Below are 17,616 nucleotides of genomic sequence, written 5' to 3'. Positions count from 1 at the left end.
GTTTTATTAAACTCAATTTCCCCCTTCATATTAAGGTATAGCTTTAACACTCACATTATCCAAATATAAAAACGCAAACTTGGCTTTGGAACCAAACTTTATCTCTGTGGATGTTGTTTTCGCTTTAAAAACTAATGAGTATTGCGTGTATCCTTGAAAAGCAATATCCTTTTTAACATCAACCTTCTTTGCACCTATAAAAACCTGAAATTTATTATTCAGATCGGGTGCCTCCTCTGTTGATGCTAAATAGTAAGTCAGTTGGTAGTATTGACCATCAACTGTAGGGATAGTCTGTGATAGATAGCTAATGTCTGAAACGTTACCAAGCGATATCCCTTGGTTCCCAGTGTAAGGAAAATTGCTAATTCTAATAATTGCTGTATCTATCGGATCGCCAGACTTAACCCATCCTGTAATATTAGGATTTGAAATGGTAGCATCATTAGGATCTACGAGAGGATCCATTTCAAAGTCCCCGTTATAAATCAGATTTGCTCCATCTGCTTGTGCTGCTGATTTATAAGTATTGGTAATTACAGCAGTATGAAGGAAGGCAGTGGTTAAACCACAAACAATAATTGAAAGTTTTTTAGTAAACTTCACGAAACATTACTCCAAATAGTTCAAAATTAACGACAGCGAGTACTTGATTGATTTACTTTCTGGCGATCAAGGTGCCTTAAATTGGTTAGATCGAAGAATACCCTGGGCAGTAGTACCACTTAAGTAGGTAGAAAAACTCTGTGCCGTTGATAGAACTGTAGTTCTGGTGAGTATACCCAATGGATAGACAATTGGATCGCTCTCTGACGGTTTGGCAGTTTCTACGACTTTTACTTTGTTAGAAATGAAAGCATCAGTTGTGTAAACAAAACCTGCGTCAATAGTTTTATTTACACCTCCAACTACGATAGTTTTATTTTCAACAGCAGTTAAAACGGCACGTACATTGGGAGCAAGGGATAATTTAGAACTAACAGTATTGAAAATACCTCGGGTAGTGAGAACTTGTTTGGCATAATTTCCTGCTGGTACAACTGGAGGAGTACCTGTGTAGTCACCTATCGCAATACCAGTAATATTGGCGTTGGTCAAACCATTGATGCTAGTGAGACCAGCACTACCAGCACTAATCGGAGGTGTCGTAGGTGTAATCAAAACTAGACTGTTTCTGGCAATGTTTTTACGGCTACCTGAAACCAATTTACTTGGGCTTGAATTCTGCAAGACATCTATTTGGTCGGTCGCAGCAGAAATGAAAATATCTGCTGGAGCTCCTTGTTGTATTTGGGTAAGCAAAGTACCAGAAGCACCAAACGTATAAACAACGTTGACACTTGGGTTAGCACTTTGGTACTGAGTCTTGATGGAATTCAGCGCGTTTGTTAAGCTGATAGCCGCATACACGTTAAGTGTGGTTGTGGAGCTTGCTGGCGATAAATTGACGAACTGGGAGCCTATTACCAGCATCATGCTGGTAACTGCCGTAGCAATCCAAGCGATAAGTCTTCTTCTGTTCATGAAAGTTATAGTTTTGGGAAAATATTACCGAAAAGTTTCATGGTTGAAATACCTGACTTACGCACAGGCAACAGAAAAATCAACCACACAGAATGCAGAGGATATGGATAAATGTGAGTTAGAGACGGTTTTGGCGTAATTACTACCTATGACAAATTCTGGAAATAAATGGCCGATCGCAATTGCTAAAAGCATTAGTGTAATGAGCCGTTTATTATTTCCAAGTAGAATCACACAAACAGCGAGTGAAATGTATTTAGTGATGAAATAATATCAGTTAAATACACCTGCTACCAACAATTCTGGTTAGCAAATCCTGACAAAAAGCTAAGTAAGCACATCTAAATTTTATAAATACCCTGAAATGGTTGTTTTATATAGGTTTTTTGTAAAAATATCAGACAATGAATAAATATCTAAAAATCTATCATTACCAAGAAAACTATTCTATTTAGCTATTTGGCTGAATTGGTTGGTAATTTGAGTACTGCATTGGTACTAGTGAACTGCGATCGCACCTATTGATGTGTAGAAAAAGGAAAAAGGAGCCATGCTTGCGGTATATACATATAATTCTCTGTTTGTATAAAAATATATATAAAGTTTTATAATATCAATAAAATATTTTATTTGACATACGTCTAACGATAGATAGCTTTTATGGAAAAATAGTTTAGATTTGTAACAAGTTACACAGAACTAGGTAAAGCACATGGCCAACATAATTGACACTGCTACTAACAATGGTTCTTTCAAGACACTAGTTGCAGCAATCCAAGCGGCTGGTCTGGAAGGTACACTGAATGGCAATGGCCCATTCACCGTGTTTGCACCCACTGATGAAGCATTTAACAAGCTTCCAGCAGGTACAGTAGATGCATTACTGAAAGATATTCCCAAGCTGAAGAAAATCTTGACCTATCATGTTGTCTCAGGAAAAGTACTAGCTGCTGATGTAGCTAAACTGAAGACAGCTAAAACAGTTGAAGGTTCAGATGTAAAAATTGACGCTTCTAATGGCGTTAAAATCAATGATGCAAAAGTTGCAACAGCAGATGTTGCTGCTGATAACGGTGTCATCCACGTAATTGACACAGTTTTGATTCCTGCATAATCAAACTTCAGAATAGTAAACGCTATTTCTGAGACTGCGACTACCTATAATCGTATCTTGATTACAATCTGGTTGGATATTTTCCAGTAAATACCAACTACCAACAAATCCATCTAGATTCTGTCTAGATGGATTTATTGTTTAATTAGGTGCGATCAAATTTTTAGTTTTGCCAAACCCAAATAACGGATACCTTCGGGGGAAATGTCAAAACGGCAAGGTAAGACTTCTAGACCAAGAGCGATCGCATCCCGTAATAATTTACCATATACAGGATCTGTGCGATCGCCAGGTGAGAACTCTGTACAATCACCACGATTGATAAAGTAAAGCATCACCGCACGAGTTACAGGTAGCAGCGCCATTAGTTCTCGCAAGTGCTTTTGTCCTCTTGTAGTTTCCGTGTCAGGAAATAAAGCTAATCTCCCAAGAGACAAAGTTGTATTTTTAACTTCTAAATAAATCGGGCGTTCCTCATCACTCCCCGTCAAGAAAAAATCCACTCGACTTTTTTTATCTAACCCATAAACCACCTCTCCCTTAATTTGGCTATAGTTGCCCAATTCTGGGAAAAGGTATTTTGCTAAAGCTAGCTTTACCACCCGATTGGGCAAAAAAGTATTTATGCCTACCCAAGTTGGCTCATTGTCGTGTACCTGAATTAGTTCTAAAGTGTAAGCCAATTTTCGGTTAAGATTATCACTTTTGGAAAGCTGTACAGCACTTTGAAGAGTTGAGACTCCAGTCATTGGCCCTGTGTTGGGACAATGTGCTGTCACTATTTCGCCAGAAGTAAGTTGAACGTCAGCAAAAAACCGCTTGTAACGCTTGAGTAAAATGCCGGAATACAAAGGTGGGTAACGGTAAAGCCAATCTATCATTATAAAACCTTGTTGCTGGTAGTAAATATACGTCGATTCCTTACCCACCTAACTCTCAACAGCAAATCTTTTCAGCAGCTACTTTGCCAGATGACAGAAATCAAGTAACTTCACATATCATAGATTGTCAATTTTTGTAGTTAAATTGACAACATAGTAATAAAAAGTAGCATATACTAAGTGTCATCAGCCTCCCATAAACAATCTGGGAGACTTTCAACGTGCAAGGAGGTAAATCCTATGCAAAAAGTGTGGACACCAACGGAATTAGAATATGCTTTTCTGTTTACTCTCAGAAAAGTAAATTCAATCGAGCCAGAAGGTTTCAAGCCATTTTTTAGTAATATGCCTATCGATCCTTATATCAAAGGCAACTATCGTTCTAGAAGATTATCTCGGTTTACAGTTTCTGGAAATCAGTTAATCAAATTACCTCATGGCTACCTTTTTCAAAGTAAAGAGTATAATCCATTAGTGGGTGACATAAAAAGAGAGTTTGCAGAATTAGATGATGCACTCATAGAACTTGATATTTTTAGAAATCTTGTCTTAGCATTTAGTGATTCTTGTAAACTTCATCCTGAAGCGGAAATCGGAATTCATCAAATTAGAACTATTTGTTCGTCAGATAATTTGGGTAATCCAGCGCCTGAAGGTATCCATCAAGATGGTACTGATTTTATTGGCATATTTTCAGTAGATAGAGATAATATTCAAGGTGGAGAAACACATCTATATACTGCCAAAAAAGAAAAACCTGTGTTTAGCAAAGTTCTAAATCCGGGAGAACTATTATTGGTAAATGACCATGATTTTTTTCACTTTACCACTCCAATAAAACCACAGATTGATGCTCAAGGAAGTAGGGATGTTTTTGTCCTGACTTCTCCTAGTTTGCTTTCAGAATAATTTTAGTTAACTGTAAATATTTTACAATCTACGAGATATGGGGAATTGAATGTAGTAATTTCCCCAGCTTTTTTATTTGGAATTGGAAATAATCGGGCTGAGAGTGGTTTATCTAACTTGATAGCCAAAGTTGCCATATCAATTAATAAATCTGCAATTTTTTCTATGGTTATATCACCTGGAATCGGAACTGTATCTAGTCCACAGCCACAAACTGCTGAATATAATAATAAATTTGTAATATCATAAGTTTGCTCGTTAGCTCTGGTAGCTAGTCCCACATCTTCACAAACTGGAAGCATCAGTCCAGAGTAACCACAGATTTTTACTGAGACATTTTTCAACGCACGCGTCAGCATACCAGAAATGGTGAGAGTTCCCGAAGCCCCAAACTTGCCACTCATCAATTGTTCATAAGCAAAAGCAATACTGTTTTTCTTATTTAAAGATGGAGCTAGAGAGGTATCAATTCCTGTATATGCAATCCCAAATTTATCAGATATTTTTTCAGCAATAACGGCGATTTTATTTAATTCTAATTCTAAAAGTGATTGGAGATTTTGCTCTGCTGTGATAATATTTTTATCTTGTGAAAATGCTTGCATTACCAAGTCGCCTAACTCTAAACCTATAGCAAAAGATGTATCGCCTCTATGGTAGGCTGTAGGAAAAAAGGGGATACCTGGCTGACAGTTTGCCCATACACAAAACCGAAAGTTTCCATAACCATTTTCAGTTTCTTGAGAAACACGTTTAATAGCTTTGGCAGATTCTCTGGCATTTTCAAAGTTTATACCAGTTTCCCTGTTGCCAATTTTGCTTGAGCAATAAATAATCGATGTATTTTTATTTATATCTGGAATTATACTTATACTTTCGGGTTTACTGGCATAACCAATATTGAAAAAGCTGATATTCAAACTTTGGCAAAGTTGTTCTATAATTTGAATTGCATTGAGAATTTCAATTTTTGACAAGTCTTGCAAATATTCTTCCCAGCTATTAGTAGCTATTCTAGTTGTTTGTACTTCATATCCTTGTTTTTCAAAGACAATCTGCGCTTGCTGATTAAACTCAGCAGCTTGCTTAATTTTTTCTCGATCTTGTAAAGATTGAAGTGATATACCTGTTGTGATAGTTCTGATTTTCATTGGTAGAAATTATCATTCATAGGACTAATCAAAGTTTTAGTCGAAATTTGTACTAAATTTAACTCCACAAACTGGAGGTGGACAATACTAAATTGGGTAAATCCCAGTTATAAAATTTACGGTGTGTCTTCGTTTTAATTCACTGCAAATCCGAAATGAACCAAAACCACGCTGAATACTTAGAATATGAAGGGTGAGTGGATAAGTTAGGCTACAAAGCAAGCTTGCTGGAATTCAACTAACTGAATCAACCAAACAAATGCTATGAATGACGAATTTTACAATAGAGGGTTGGAAAAAGCTAGGCGAAAAGACTACGCCGGAGCAATTGAGGAATTTAACCATGCTTTACAACTGATACCTTACTTTACTGAAGCTTACTTGCAACGGGGTTTAGCATATTATGACTCAGGAGCAATCCTTAAGGCTGTTTCAGATTATACCGAAGCTCTGAAGCTGAATCCTGAGAGTATAGAAGCGTATTATTGTCGTGGATTGGCTAGGGTGGCGCTGAAAAATTTACCGGGGGCGCTGGAGGATGTTGAACGCGCTATTCGTCTCAATCTGAATTATGCTGCGGCTTATAATCTGCGGGGGATGGTGCGGCGCAAACAGGGTTATATTCAAGATGCGATCGCTAATTTTAAAAAGGCTGCACAATTATATCTAGAACAACAGGATAAAGAAAACTGTCGCGTGTGCCTGGAACGAATTAAACAGTTACAACCCCAAGAATTACCTGTTGTACAGCAATCGCGTTCTACCAATGCGCCAATTTTATCCACCAATGATTATTTCACGCAGTTATTAGAAAAGGCTGAAAAGGGAGATACCCAAGAGGCACTAGCAGATTTAAACTGGGTATTAAAAGCCGATCCGCAAGATGCCCAAGCCTACTGCTGTCGTGGGGTTGTGCGTTGTAAAATGGGAAATTATCGAGAAGCGATCGCAGATTTTAATCAAGCATTGCGACTAAATTTTCAAGATGCCATTGTCTATCGCAATCGAGGAAAAGCCCGTTCTATCTTGGGAGATCATCAAGGTGCGATCGCGGATCTTAACCAAGCACTCCAAATGCAACCACAAGATGCCTTAGTCTATATAGCCAGAGGTAATGCCTATCGGACAACAAGCAACTATCTCGGTGCTATTCAAGATTACACCCAAGCGCTGCAAATAAATCCTGACGATCCTCAAGCTTACTACAATCGCGGCATTGCCTATACTTGTTTAGAAGAAATCCAAAACGCCGTGGAAGATTATCAACGGGCGGCGAGCATCTTTTGCGAACAAGAAGACTGGGGAAATTATCAACAAGTCTTGAGTAGCCTAGAAAAAATCCAAAAATTTAGTCCCCAGTCAAAAAAGCAAAAATATAACCTGCTACATCAGCGACTGTTGCGAATGGTTGGGGGATATTGGGAAATAGCCGAAAGATTGATTCAGCAAAAGCAGGATTATTTTCCTGGGATGTCAGACGAGTGGTATTTGCAAAAAGTTATTGATGATTTAGAACGCGATCGCGGTAGATAAATGAAGAGGCAGGGGAGCAGGGGAGCAGAGGAGAGTTCAAATACCAACTTCTTTCCCCTCTGCCCATCCTTCCCCTCAAGCTTGTGAGAAATGCGGGTTGTCAATTTCCGTCGTCAAAACACTTAACTGACTACCGCTTCAGCTTTTTCCTCAGCTTTTTTCTTCACTAGCACATAAGGCTGTTCTGCACCTTGTGCTAGATATTCAGCTAGCTGACTTTCAATTTGATCGCGCACAATTTGGCGATACTCTAAAAAATGCTCGTTATGGGCACAAGCAGAGATGTAATGCTCAATAACTCCAGGGTTATGCTTGAGAATGCTAAACAAATGATGCCAGAACTTCCAACGGGTTTCCCGTTTAATTCCTTGTCGCCAAATCACAATTAGTAGTGCTTTTACAACAATCCACTCTGGCATTTTTGCTGGCGCTTTCCAACTTGGTAAACCCATCATCAAGAAACAGCGATAGGTGCGATCTAAGTAATTTACTGGGTCGTATAAAGTACAAAAGGCTTCGATATATTCTCTGGCAAGTTCTTCTAGGGGACGGGTGGGAAGGAAGTTCATCAATGTTGTCTGATTGATGTTGCCATCTTGATTTTCCCGTAGTCGCCCTTCTTTTTTCAAGCGATGCCAAAGTGCAGTGTTAGGTAACGCTTGCAACATGGCAAAGGTAGTTGAGGGAATTGCTGCTTGTTCTGCAAAACGGACAATGCGATCGCCTGCACCTGCTTTTTCGCCATCAAAACCGATAATAAACCCAGCCATTGGGCGTAATCCGGCTTTGGTGATGGTTTGCACTGCCTCAGTTAGAGAACTGCGAGTATTTTGAAACTTCTTGGTCATTTGCAAACTATCTTCATCCGGCGTTTCGATTCCCAAAAACACCGCCGAGAAACCGCACTCAACCATCAACTCCAACATTTCTGCGTCTTGCGCTAAGTCAACTGAAGCTTCAGTGTCAAACCGGAAGGGATACTTGTGTTCTGCCATCCAGACTTTTAACTCTTTCAGCAACAATTTTACATTTCGCTTGTTGCCAATAAAGTTGTCATCCACCATGAACACACCCCGCCGCCAACCCAATTCGTAGAGGTAATCTAACTCTGCTAACAGTTGTGCTGGGGCTTTGGTGCGTGGTTTGCGCCCGTAGAGAACAATAATGTCGCAAAATTCGCACTGGAAGGGACACCCACGCGAAAACTGCACCGACATCATGTCATAAGCATCCAATTCTAATAAATCAAAGCGGGGTATTGGTGTGCTTGTGACATCAGGTTTTTCTGTGGCGCGGAAAATGCCAGAAGTTTCACCCCGTTGAATTGCCTCAATAAACATTGGTAGAGTGATTTCCCCTTCATCCAGAATCAGAAAATCAGCGCCAACATTTTCAACTTCGTGAGGTACAGAGGTGGGGTAGGGGCCGCCGACTGCAACTAACTTGCCGCGTTTTTTGGCTTCCTGGATTTGCTCAAGTAAATCTTGTTTCTGGACAATCATCGCGGAGAGGATTACTACATCTGCCCATGACCACTCTTCTTCTGTTGCTGCACGAATGTTGCGATCGACTAGCTTGAATTCCCATTCTTGGGGGAGAATCGCGGCTACTGTCACTAAACCCAGAGGTGGTAATAAAACTTTGCGATCGACTAATTCTAAGATTTTTTCATAAGACCAAAAGGTTTTGGGAAATATTGGATACACTAACAAGATTCGCATGTAGTATCAATCCTCACACTTTGATTGTTATCCCACTCTAACGAAAATAAAGAGCTATTGACTTTTTATTAAAGTTGTTTTATTGTGCCATTCATATTTTTACCTCAAATGGGCGACTGTAGCAGTTCTCGTTTGGATGCAACAATATGTTAGAGGCAGAGCAATGCTTTGCCCCTATGAGTAGTCTTTATTAAAACCTCGTTTCCAGCCAGAGGCTGAAAATGCTCCTGATTGCGTCTGCCACAAGTCAAAAAATTAGTACCAGTCTAATTTATGTAAGCAAGTTGGCATGGAAATTTAGAGTCCCAAAGCAGCAATTAGTTACTCATCTTCATCGGGTTCTAAATCGTCGGCTGTCAATTCTTGATGGGGGATGGCGGCGATAATCGCATCTATTACTTTAGATACTGGTAATATCTCAATATTTAAGTCGGGAAATTTTGTCCCTTTTGGCACGATCGCTCTTTTAAATCCCAACTTAGCAGCTTCTTTTAACCGCAGTTCCATTTGGGAAACCGATCGCACTTGTCCGCCTAACCCAACTTCACCGATTAATACTGTACCGGGATCGACGATGCGATCGCGGAAACTGGCAACGATCGCGATCGCAATTCCTAAATCTACTGCTGGTTCTTCCACATTCAACCCACCCGCAGAAGCAACGTAGGAATCCAACTTAGACATGGGAATTCCCACCCGTTTTTCTAAGACGGCGAGGATTTGCACCAAGCGGTTGTAATCTACGCCAGTACCAGCCCGACGGGGTGAAGGGTAGCTGGTGGGACTTACAAGAGCTTGCAATTCCACAACTATCGGGCGAGTGCCTTCGCAAGCAACGACAATAGCCGTACCAGGGGCGGGATCGTCACGGTTGCCTAAAAATAATTCTGAGGGGTTGTCAACTTCTCGCAATCCATCTGCCACCATTTCAAAGATGCCGATTTCATGAGTTGCACCGAAGCGATTTTTTACTGTGCGTAATAACCGATGGGAGGCAAAGCGATCGCCTTCAAAATACAATACCGTATCGACTAAATGTTCTAAAACTTTTGGCCCGGCGATCGCTCCTTCTTTGGTGACATGTCCCACAATCAGCATGGTGACATCTTCATGCTTCGCCACCTTCATCAATGCTGCGGTACATTCCCGTACCTGGGCCACCGAACCAGGCGCAGAAGTCAGTGCCGGGAAAAATACTGTTTGGATACTATCAATCACCGCCACGTTTGGCTTTAGAGAATCTATTTCCCGTAAAATTTCTTCTAAATCTGTTTCTGGCAGTACATATAAATCTGCACCTATACTGTCAGGGTCTATAGGAAGTGTAGTCTCTACTACTACAGTAACATTCTCCTCGCTAACCACACTTAGGGGTTTTGATACTCCCAAACGAGAAGCTCGTAATTTTACTTGCTGTCCCGATTCTTCACCAGTTACGTAAAGGATGCGATATTTCTGTGCTAATTGATTTGATACTTGCAACAATAAAGTTGATTTCCCAATACCCGGATCGCCACCAATCAGCACCATAGAACCTGGGACAATGCCACCCCCAAGCACCCGATCCAATTCTCCATAACCAGACTCCCATCGAGCTATTTGGCGATCGGTAATTTGATCGAACGTTAAGGAGGCTCGTGCTTTAGCTGGTTTAGCGTGAGATTTACCATTACCTTGAGCCGATTGCCAACTACTAACTCCCCCCCGACTGGGTACATCTACTGAAGACTGAATACTGATCTGTTCTTCTAAAGAGTTGTATGTGCCGCAAGCTGGACACTTACCAAACCACTGGGGCGATTCTGCTCCACATTCGTTACAAGTGAAAAAGGTTTTTGGCTTTGCCATTCTTAAATCTTATTAAATATTCTTAATATTTACTTAATTCTTGGGAAAAACTAAAAACCAATAATAGTAGTATTTAGAGCTTTTTCCAAATCAATTCATGGAATGATATCTTAATATTATGGTATTAAAAATTAATCATGTAAATTTTTAGTCAAGGAGCATTGAAAAACTTGGAAAGCCATAAAGAAAAAATCTTGGTGGTAGACGACGAAGCCAGCATTCGCCGGATTTTGGAAACACGCCTTTCCATGATTGGCTACGATGTAGTGACTGCTGGCGACGGGGAAGAAGCTTTGGAAACTTTTCGCAAAACTGAGCCTGACCTGGTAGTTTTAGATGTAATGATGCCAAAGCTAGACGGCTATGGTGTATGTCAAGAATTACGAAAAGAATCAGATGTCCCCATTATTATGCTAACAGCCTTGGGTGATGTCGCCGATCGCATCACCGGGTTAGAATTAGGTGCTGATGACTATGTAGTTAAACCATTTTCCCCCAAGGAGCTAGAAGCCCGAATTCGCTCAGTACTGCGGCGGGTAGACAAAAACAGTGCTTCTGGCATTCCCAGTTCTGGGGTAATCCATGTTGCTAATATTAAAATCGATACGAATAAGCGGCAAGTCTACAAAGGCGATGAGCGAATTCGATTGACGGGTATGGAGTTCAGCTTGTTAGAGTTGTTAGTCAGTCGCTCTGGAGAAGCTTTTTCTCGTTCGGAAATTTTGCAAGAAGTTTGGGGTTATACGCCAGAGCGTCATGTAGATACCCGCGTAGTAGATGTGCATATATCCCGTTTGCGGGCAAAGTTAGAAGACGATCCTAGCAACCCAGAATTGATTCTGACAGCGCGGGGTACTGGTTATCTTTTCCAGCGAATTATTGAACCAGGGGAAGAGTGAGAGATGAGGGGGGAGGGAAGTAGGGGGAGCAGAGGAGCAGGGGAAGCAGAGGAGCAGAGGAGCAGGGGGAGCAGAGGAGCAGAGGAGCAGAGGAGCAGAGGAGCAGAGGAGCAGAGGAGCAGAGGAGCAGAGGAGCAGAGGAGCAGAGGAGCAGAGGAGCAGAGGAGCAGAAATTCTTTCTAATTCCCAATCCCCAGTCCCCAATGACAAATAACAAATGACAAATGACAATCGAGTTTTGCGTCGTCTACCCATTGTGGTGGGTGGGCTAGGCGCAGTGCTTTTGCTGATTAACCGCTTATTGACACCGGAATTAACCCAGTCGCAATCGCGTGGTGATGTGGTAGGTGTGATTTTGAGTGCGGTGTTAATTTTGACGGGTTTAATTTGGCAGCAAGTTCAGCCGCGATCGCCTGATATTGTAGAACTAATTGGAGAAGAAGGTTTTGTATTAGCAGCAGATTTACCCGAAGCCCTGAAAACAGAGCTAGCCTGGGCATCTCATTTATTGTTGACCAATACAGTAACGCGATCGCTAGTGGTTTATTACCAAGGTAAAGTTTTGTTGCGTCGCGGTATTTTGGGTACTAAATCTGAAGTTGTACCAGGAGTAATCTTAAAACAGGTACTCGAAAAACAAAAGCCAATTTATCTAGTTGCTCTAAAAATATATCCAGGTAGGCTTGAATTTGACTATTTACCAGAGAATACTCAAGGTGTAATTTGTCAACCGATTGGCAACCAAGGTGCGCTAATTTTGGGAGCGAATGCTCCTCGCAGTTATACCAAACAAGATGAAAACTGGGTTGCGGGAATTGCTGATAAATTAGCCGTTACTCTTAACTCTACTTTATCCAACCAAGGGACGTAAAAATTTAGCTTAATTGTCTGCGATCGTAACTCGTAATTTGTAATTATTATATTGACTTGCTTGTATTTATAATTAATTACGAATTACGAATTATTAAGTCACCAAGAAGTTAAAAAATTCCACCCTTCCTTCTCTTCTGGTGTCTTTTCTTCTTTTTCTTCTGATTCTTCTTTTTCTTCTAATATGTTTAAATTGTTCTGTTGAATTAAATTATCATAAGCTCCAGAATCAACCCATTTTAATAATTCACCAGCCCGCATAACTACCCAAGAAAGCCCAGACTCTGTATAGCTTAATATTTTAGTGACTTTATCCACACTATCAAAGTTATTGGATGCAAACTCACGGGCTTGAACAAGGAAATCTTCGATGACAGCAGTAGTCAAGTACTCATCTGGCAAACCTGCGAGTTTCATCAGTGTAGTAGTTGCTACGTCAATATCTTGACAAGCAAGCATTGCAGCGCGATCGGCAGTAAACCTAGCCATCATCCGCCAATTATACAAACCCAATTCCATACCACCAGCTATCAAGCCACCCACGCCCAGCGTCGTACTACTTAACAAATTTTTCAAAGTTGGCATCACAATTGCCATTTGGTGATAAACCATGTGCTGACTCTTAATGCGAGCAATTTCATGTCCAAAAACATAAAGTAACTCATCTGGATCGAGCCACTCCATTGCATCTAAATTGATACCAACAAGGGGTTTTTCTACCCCAACAATATAGGTTTCAATGTGGCCTGTGCCTTGAAATAGATACAGTTCAGGAAGTGGAGTAACATCAAGAATTTCGCAGGTTTCTACAAATGCTTGATGTAATTGGGGAAAATTACGGGACGAAATTTTAATTTCACTACCAAGGCTTTGCAGCCTGAGTAAGCGATCGATACCGTATTCGTTAATTTTTTTTAGTAGCAGGGAGACACCAGGCATATTTTGCAAAGAAGCCAAGGCTTTGCGATCGAAAGGGTGTTCGTAGGCTGCTGAACTCAGTCCAGTTAATATTTTTCTAGTCATTTTTTAAGCTTTATCTTGGAGTTTTTGAGAAGTTCAGTTACTCAGTACGAATGGCTTGTACTTTCACTACACCCGTGATTAGGGGTTTTGGTTATGGCACAGCAGTAAACCACTTTCGTCATCGCGCAGCGTCTTTGCTAGGAGAAGGAATTTTAGCTTGGGTTTTAGGAGACTATAGTACTGAAACATTTAAACCTTTGTGTGGCATTGTTTGCTGCTAGCAGTGCTATTTTTATGTTACCGATGGATGTATTGTTTACTCTAGTTTTCTTGAGGCAGGAGATCGGATCGTCAGTAAAACATATATGACTAGAGTAGAAGGTGAAAATACACGTTTACGTCACGATTTGGCACGCCTACATTGAAGAAGCAACAGAAATGGGGCTGCCCGTAACCGTCGGACTGCCCCATTCTATTTACGATCTCATAGATTTGTACCCACAGCCACAAGGAGGCCGACCCAGTGTGCAGTACATTCCCATACCTTACAATGACCGCCGTTCCATTCTACCTACACCCAAGGGCATACCCTTAGAAAAACCAAATCAGATGACTTGAAGGGCTTTGGGGTAGGGGTTATTTGTGGCGATTAGGGTGTAGTTGTTGGTGTTGGTGTAGCCATTGGTGTAGCCATTGGTGTAGCCATTGGTGTAGCTGTTGGTGTAGCTGTTGGTGTAGCCATTGGTGTAGCTGTTGGTGTAGCCATTGGTGTAGCCATTGGTTTAGCCGTTGGTTTAGCCGTTGGTTTAGCAGTTGGTTTAGCCGTTGGTTTAGCAGTCGGTTTAGCAGTCGGTTTAGCAGTTGGCGTAGGTGATGGTGTAGCCGTTGGCTGACTGAAGACTGTCTTGGCTTCTTCATTCAGTTTTTGGCGGAGTGCTAAATTAGCAATTCCAGTTTCTTGCAACTGATATTTCTTTTGATACTCCTTCACCACTACTTCGGTGCGAGAACCATAAAAATGATCGCGTGGGAGGGGAGGATTAGGCTTCACCACTGCATTCAAATTTGTGTGCAGAATTTGAACGATGTTAGCAGCATAAGCTTGGGTTTTTGGCCCTGCTATCCCATCAACTGGTTTTAGCTTATAACCTGTCTGAAATTCACGAATTGCCTTTTTAGTTTCCTCATCCGTCAAAGCACCATTTGTTACCTTGACGTTATAGCCGAATCCTCGCAACACAGCACGGAATTGCTCTGGCGTATAGCTACGTTGAGGAGCTGCGAAACCTGTGTCTGCAACTACCACACTAGCTGTTATCAGGCAAGTAACAGCAAAAGTCGCGCTTGATTTTCCAAATCCACACCACATATTTAAAACTCCTTTGGATTAAATCAGCAGGATTATAAATCTTAACAGCTGCATTTTAAGTTTGTTTAATAACTTTTTTCACGATTTTTAAATAATTTTTGAATAATTTTTGCCCAGCCTAACTAGATTTACAGAAAATAATTTCTGTCATCTATCAAAAGAAGTATCTTGTGTTAGCCGAGATCCAGAGGTTATCATTTGAATCGAATACACCCTTTGAATACTAAATTACAGGACAAACGCATATATATGTATTGATGTCAACTTAAGCTTTGGTGAAGGTTATTCGCGGGTATACGAACCGAGGCTCGCAACCTGGGTTAAAAAACAATTAACAATGGGGTAAAGCTCATTGCCTCTAGTCCCTCTTTTAATATCAGATTGACATAAATGCTCATACATGCATCAATACTGAAGTCTACTCAACTGCAAATTCGTGTACTTGTTTAGAAAGAGACGAAAATTAATAGATGAAAGAGTTTATATTCTAAATATCCCAAAAATGAAAGACATAAAATCTTCTAAAAAGCGGAATCTTTGGTTTGAAAGATTTATGGCAATTGCTGCCACTGTAAATTTAGGTTTAGTTTTGTTTAATTTAAGTTACGTACCTTGGCGAGATTTCTACTTGCGAAAACTTCCCCAAGTTATTCAGATATACGATCCAATAAAAGGTATCGAACCCCATAGAGATACAAAAAATTATTTAGAAACAATAGACGTATTAGAAGAACAAGTCAGGCAAACAGGGTTAGAGTCTTCTCAGGTAAATAGCAGGCTAATACAAATAAGTCGTCTTAGCAGCGAGATGATTGATAGCAACCCGTTTGCGGGAGCCAATAAGAGTGGTACTCTAGAAAAAATCAAAAAGCGGATGCGATCGCACATCGGTAACGAATCCGCAAAACAGTCCTTTGCCACTTTTTGGAGTCAGCCTTATTTATCACAAAATGGCTGGGTTAAAGAAATAAATTTTTTTAACGAAAGCATTCGCCCTTTGATTGCCACAAACTACTACCGCCAAATCGGTGAAAATGGCGATTTTGTTGATAATTTTTGGATTCTTGACTTACCCTTTGTGATGTTATTTGGCGTAGAATTGCTGGGACGTACCTTATTCATCAAACGCCGACATCCTGGTTTAAGCTGGTTTGAAGCACTATTGTGGCGTTGGTACGACCTATTTTTAATACTACCATTTTGGCGTTGGCTACGAATCTTACCTGTATTAGTCCGCCTCGATCGAGCGCATTTATTGAATCTCCATCCAGTGCGAAAGCAAATTCATCAGGGGATTGTCGCCAATTTTGCCGAAGAACTCACAGAAGTAGTAGTGGTGAGGGTAATTAACCAGATTCAGGGTTCAATTCAGCGAGGTGAATTAACACAGTGGCTCTCACAACAAGAAAATTTACGTCCCTACATAGATATTAATAATGTGAATGAAGTGGAAGCGATCGCCAGTCTTTTGGTCAAAACAATTGTTTACCACGTGTTACCTGATATTCAACCTGCGATCGTTGCCATTTTGCACCACAACATCGAAACCGTCTTCCATCAAGTCCCCATGTACCGCAACCTCCAGAATCTCCCTGGCGTAGGACAGGCCCAAACCCAGTTAAGCGAACAACTTGCGACCCAAATCACAACTAATCTTTATAAAACTTTAGTTAGCGCTGTTGAAGACCCTGTTGGCGCAAAACTTACCAGTCAACTCGTACAAAGATTTAGCGAAGCCTTGGGATCTGAAATAAAAGAAAAACACGTACTTTCCGAAATTCAGAGTTTACTCTTTGACTTCTTAGAGGAAATCAAAATTAACTACGTTCAGCGTTTGTCCCAAGAAGACATAGATCAAATTATCGAGCAAACCAGGCAGCTACGCACACAAGCATCGGTTCCATCAGTAGTTAAGAAAAGCACCGCTCTCCCAGAAATACGTGAAGGGTAGAGAGAGCAGAAGAAGCCCGATAGCAGGGGGCAAGGGGGAGAATAAAAATTACCTCTTTCCCCTCTGCTCCCAGCTAAGTGCCCCTCTGCCTCTTGTAGCCAATGCCCCATGCCCCATGCCCTATACTCGACTATCCATTAAATGCGCTAAACTCGTATGAGGGCGAACCATCATTGGTTCGTCACAAGACTTCTTGGAAGATATACCTATCGCAGGAAGTGGGTCAGTGCCCACTTTTTTTATTGAATTCTCTCATGGCTCATCCTTTAGTTCCACAAATTATTGATTTGGCGACACCAGTAGCAGAAGAACTGGGATTGGAAGTGGTTGGCGTGGTTTTTCACACTCACCAAAGTCCACCAGTGTTGCGGGTAGACATTCGCAATCCTCAGCAAGACACCGGATTGAATGATTGTGAGAGGATGAGTCGTGCTTTAGAAGCCTCCTTAGATGCTGCGGAAATCGTTCCAGATGCTTATGTCTTGGAAGTGTCTAGTCCTGGTATTTCGCGACAACTGTTAACGGACAGGGAATTTATTTCCTTTAAAGGATTTCCTGTCATTATCTTCACAACACCCCCCTACGACGGACAACAAGAGTGCATAGGTCAGTTGATTCGCCGGGATGAGACAACACTTTACTTAAACCAAAAAGGTCGTGTAGTCGAAATTCCCCGCTCCCTAATTACAAAGGTGCAGCTAGACGAGCGCCGATAAACAAAGGGCTAGGGCTTAGGAGTTACAGACTAGAGCAGCTTGGCTAGAGGCTAGAGGTTAGGGACTAAGGGCTAGAGGTTAGGGACTAAGAGCTAGAGGTTAGGGATTAGTGGAAAGCTATTCTCTAATCCCTGGCTTTAATGCGTAGTTTTCAGTCCCCAGTCCCC

The 17,616-nt window shown here is 41.0% G+C and carries 16 protein-coding genes and 3 pseudogenes; 10 read left to right on the top strand and 9 right to left on the bottom strand.

Annotation, left to right across the window (positions count from 1 at the left end; all coding sequences use genetic code 11):
• Nucleotides 1-30: 30 nt before the first annotated feature.
• Both CDG79_RS04890 and modA read right to left on the bottom strand, forming a co-directional pair.
• Complete coding sequence (locus CDG79_RS04890; RefSeq protein ID WP_094331197.1) at nucleotides 31-606, bottom strand: DUF642 domain-containing protein; 576 nt, start codon at nucleotides 604-606, stop codon at nucleotides 31-33.
• A gap of 66 nt (nucleotides 607-672) precedes the next feature.
• Nucleotides 673-1,476, bottom strand: coding sequence for a molybdate ABC transporter substrate-binding protein (modA, locus tag CDG79_RS04885; protein WP_223278012.1), 804 nt, complete (start codon nucleotides 1,474-1,476; stop codon nucleotides 673-675).
• Between modA and CDG79_RS43405 the strand changes: the two genes are divergently transcribed.
• Nucleotides 1,475-1,663, top strand: coding sequence for a hypothetical protein (locus CDG79_RS43405; protein WP_223278011.1), 189 nt, complete (start codon nucleotides 1,475-1,477; stop codon nucleotides 1,661-1,663). The two genes, modA and CDG79_RS43405, sit on opposite strands and share 2 nt — an antisense overlap.
• A gap of 573 nt (nucleotides 1,664-2,236) precedes the next feature.
• Complete coding sequence (locus tag CDG79_RS04880) at nucleotides 2,237-2,638, top strand: fasciclin domain-containing protein (protein ID WP_094341130.1); 402 nt, start codon at nucleotides 2,237-2,239, stop codon at nucleotides 2,636-2,638.
• 155 nt (nucleotides 2,639-2,793) lie between these two features.
• On the opposite strand, the gene sfsA is transcribed toward CDG79_RS04880, so the two are convergent.
• Nucleotides 2,794-3,519 (bottom strand): DNA/RNA nuclease SfsA, encoded by a 726-nt coding sequence (sfsA, locus tag CDG79_RS04875; protein WP_094341129.1) that lies wholly within the window; start codon nucleotides 3,517-3,519, stop codon nucleotides 2,794-2,796.
• Between the two features lie 240 nt (nucleotides 3,520-3,759).
• Between sfsA and CDG79_RS04870 the strand changes: the two genes are divergently transcribed.
• Nucleotides 3,760-4,428: a 2OG-Fe dioxygenase family protein gene (locus tag CDG79_RS04870; RefSeq protein WP_094341128.1), complete on the top strand. Its 669-nt coding sequence runs from the start codon at nucleotides 3,760-3,762 to the stop codon at nucleotides 4,426-4,428.
• Nucleotides 4,429-4,430: 2 nt separating this feature from the next.
• On the opposite strand, the gene CDG79_RS04865 is transcribed toward CDG79_RS04870, so the two are convergent.
• Entirely contained in the window at nucleotides 4,431-5,579 is a 1,149-nt protein-coding gene (locus CDG79_RS04865; RefSeq protein WP_094341127.1) for a DUF711 family protein, read from the bottom strand.
• A gap of 264 nt (nucleotides 5,580-5,843) precedes the next feature.
• Between CDG79_RS04865 and CDG79_RS04860 the strand changes: the two genes are divergently transcribed.
• Nucleotides 5,844-7,112, top strand: a complete 1,269-nt coding sequence (locus CDG79_RS04860; protein WP_094341126.1) for a tetratricopeptide repeat protein — start codon at nucleotides 5,844-5,846, stop codon at nucleotides 7,110-7,112.
• A gap of 122 nt (nucleotides 7,113-7,234) precedes the next feature.
• Here CDG79_RS04860 and CDG79_RS04855 read toward each other — a convergent pair whose 3' ends face one another.
• Complete coding sequence (locus CDG79_RS04855) at nucleotides 7,235-8,833, bottom strand: B12-binding domain-containing radical SAM protein (RefSeq protein ID WP_094341125.1); 1,599 nt, start codon at nucleotides 8,831-8,833, stop codon at nucleotides 7,235-7,237.
• A 321-nt stretch (nucleotides 8,834-9,154) separates the two neighbouring features.
• Nucleotides 9,155-10,681: a DNA repair protein RadA gene (radA, locus tag CDG79_RS04850; protein ID WP_094341124.1), complete on the bottom strand. Its 1,527-nt coding sequence runs from the start codon at nucleotides 10,679-10,681 to the stop codon at nucleotides 9,155-9,157.
• Nucleotides 10,682-10,851: 170 nt separating this feature from the next.
• Here radA and rpaB point away from each other — a divergent pair, with 170 nt between their 5' ends.
• Together rpaB and CDG79_RS04835 are read left to right on the top strand one after the other, a co-directional pair.
• Nucleotides 10,852-11,580 carry a response regulator transcription factor RpaB gene (rpaB, locus tag CDG79_RS04845; protein ID WP_094331209.1) on the top strand — a complete coding sequence of 243 codons (729 nt, stop codon included), beginning with the start codon at nucleotides 10,852-10,854 and terminating at the stop codon, nucleotides 11,578-11,580.
• 217 nt (nucleotides 11,581-11,797) lie between these two features.
• Nucleotides 11,798-12,451 (top strand): cofactor assembly of complex C subunit B, encoded by a 654-nt coding sequence (locus CDG79_RS04835; protein WP_094341122.1) that lies wholly within the window; start codon nucleotides 11,798-11,800, stop codon nucleotides 12,449-12,451.
• Nucleotides 12,452-12,549: 98 nt separating this feature from the next.
• On the opposite strand, the gene CDG79_RS04830 is transcribed toward CDG79_RS04835, so the two are convergent.
• A complete protein-coding gene (locus CDG79_RS04830; protein WP_094341121.1) occupies nucleotides 12,550-13,473 on the bottom strand; it encodes a M48 family metallopeptidase in 924 nt (307 codons plus the stop codon).
• A gap of 88 nt (nucleotides 13,474-13,561) precedes the next feature.
• Between CDG79_RS04830 and CDG79_RS04825 the strand changes: the two are divergent.
• Nucleotides 13,562-13,835: pseudogene (locus CDG79_RS04825) on the top strand (IS1 family transposase); the annotation flags it as partial.
• Nucleotides 13,834-14,031, top strand: a pseudogene (locus CDG79_RS04820) (SDH family Clp fold serine proteinase); the annotation flags it as partial. The pseudogenes CDG79_RS04825 and CDG79_RS04820, both read left to right, overlap by 2 nt.
• 18 nt (nucleotides 14,032-14,049) lie before the next feature.
• Here the strand turns inward: CDG79_RS04820 and CDG79_RS45385 are convergent.
• A complete protein-coding gene (locus CDG79_RS45385) occupies nucleotides 14,050-14,331 on the bottom strand; it encodes a DUF445 family protein (protein WP_442937394.1) in 282 nt (93 codons plus the stop codon).
• Nucleotides 14,332-14,344: 13 nt separating this feature from the next.
• Nucleotides 14,345-14,782 (bottom strand): annotated as a pseudogene (locus tag CDG79_RS45380) (peptidoglycan-binding domain-containing protein); the annotation flags it as partial.
• 502 nt (nucleotides 14,783-15,284) lie between these two features.
• Here CDG79_RS45380 and CDG79_RS04810 point away from each other — a divergent pair.
• Both CDG79_RS04810 and rimP read left to right on the top strand, forming a co-directional pair.
• Nucleotides 15,285-16,733 (top strand): hypothetical protein, encoded by a 1,449-nt coding sequence (locus CDG79_RS04810; RefSeq protein WP_094341119.1) that lies wholly within the window; start codon nucleotides 15,285-15,287, stop codon nucleotides 16,731-16,733.
• A gap of 254 nt (nucleotides 16,734-16,987) precedes the next feature.
• Nucleotides 16,988-17,449: a ribosome maturation factor RimP gene (gene rimP / locus CDG79_RS04805; protein WP_094341118.1), complete on the top strand. Its 462-nt coding sequence runs from the start codon at nucleotides 16,988-16,990 to the stop codon at nucleotides 17,447-17,449.
• The last annotated feature ends 167 nt before the right edge of the window (nucleotides 17,450-17,616 follow it).

The organism is Nostoc sp. 'Peltigera membranacea cyanobiont' 232, from assembly GCF_002245985.1.
Classification (GTDB): domain Bacteria; phylum Cyanobacteriota; class Cyanobacteriia; order Cyanobacteriales; family Nostocaceae; genus Nostoc.
This window is presented reverse-complemented; position numbering and strand designations above follow the sequence as displayed.

Bases quoted from the DNA above. Each gene is read 5' to 3' on its own strand.
- CDG79_RS04830 (WP_094341121.1), bottom strand. From the start codon at position 13,473: ATGACTAGAAAAATATTAACTGGACTGAGTTCAGCAGCCTACGAACAC.
- CDG79_RS04865 (WP_094341127.1), bottom strand. From the start codon at position 5,579: ATGAAAATCAGAACTATCACAACAGGTATATCACTTCAATCTTTACAA.
- CDG79_RS04810 (WP_094341119.1), top strand. From the start codon at position 15,285: ATGAAAGACATAAAATCTTCTAAAAAGCGGAATCTTTGGTTTGAAAGA.
- CDG79_RS04855 (WP_094341125.1), bottom strand. From the start codon at position 8,833: ATGCGAATCTTGTTAGTGTATCCAATATTTCCCAAAACCTTTTGGTCT.
- modA (WP_223278012.1), bottom strand. From the start codon at position 1,476: ATGATGCTGGTAATAGGCTCCCAGTTCGTCAATTTATCGCCAGCAAGC.
- CDG79_RS45385 (WP_442937394.1), bottom strand. From the start codon at position 14,331: ATGAAGAAGCCAAGACAGTCTTCAGTCAGCCAACGGCTACACCATCAC.
- CDG79_RS04860 (WP_094341126.1), top strand. From the start codon at position 5,844: ATGAATGACGAATTTTACAATAGAGGGTTGGAAAAAGCTAGGCGAAAA.
- CDG79_RS43405 (WP_223278011.1), top strand. From the start codon at position 1,475: ATGCTGGTAACTGCCGTAGCAATCCAAGCGATAAGTCTTCTTCTGTTC.
- sfsA (WP_094341129.1), bottom strand. From the start codon at position 3,519: ATGATAGATTGGCTTTACCGTTACCCACCTTTGTATTCCGGCATTTTA.
- CDG79_RS04835 (WP_094341122.1), top strand. From the start codon at position 11,798: ATGACAAATGACAATCGAGTTTTGCGTCGTCTACCCATTGTGGTGGGT.
- rimP (WP_094341118.1), top strand. From the start codon at position 16,988: ATGGCTCATCCTTTAGTTCCACAAATTATTGATTTGGCGACACCAGTA.
- CDG79_RS04870 (WP_094341128.1), top strand. From the start codon at position 3,760: ATGCAAAAAGTGTGGACACCAACGGAATTAGAATATGCTTTTCTGTTT.
- radA (WP_094341124.1), bottom strand. From the start codon at position 10,681: ATGGCAAAGCCAAAAACCTTTTTCACTTGTAACGAATGTGGAGCAGAA.
- CDG79_RS04880 (WP_094341130.1), top strand. From the start codon at position 2,237: ATGGCCAACATAATTGACACTGCTACTAACAATGGTTCTTTCAAGACA.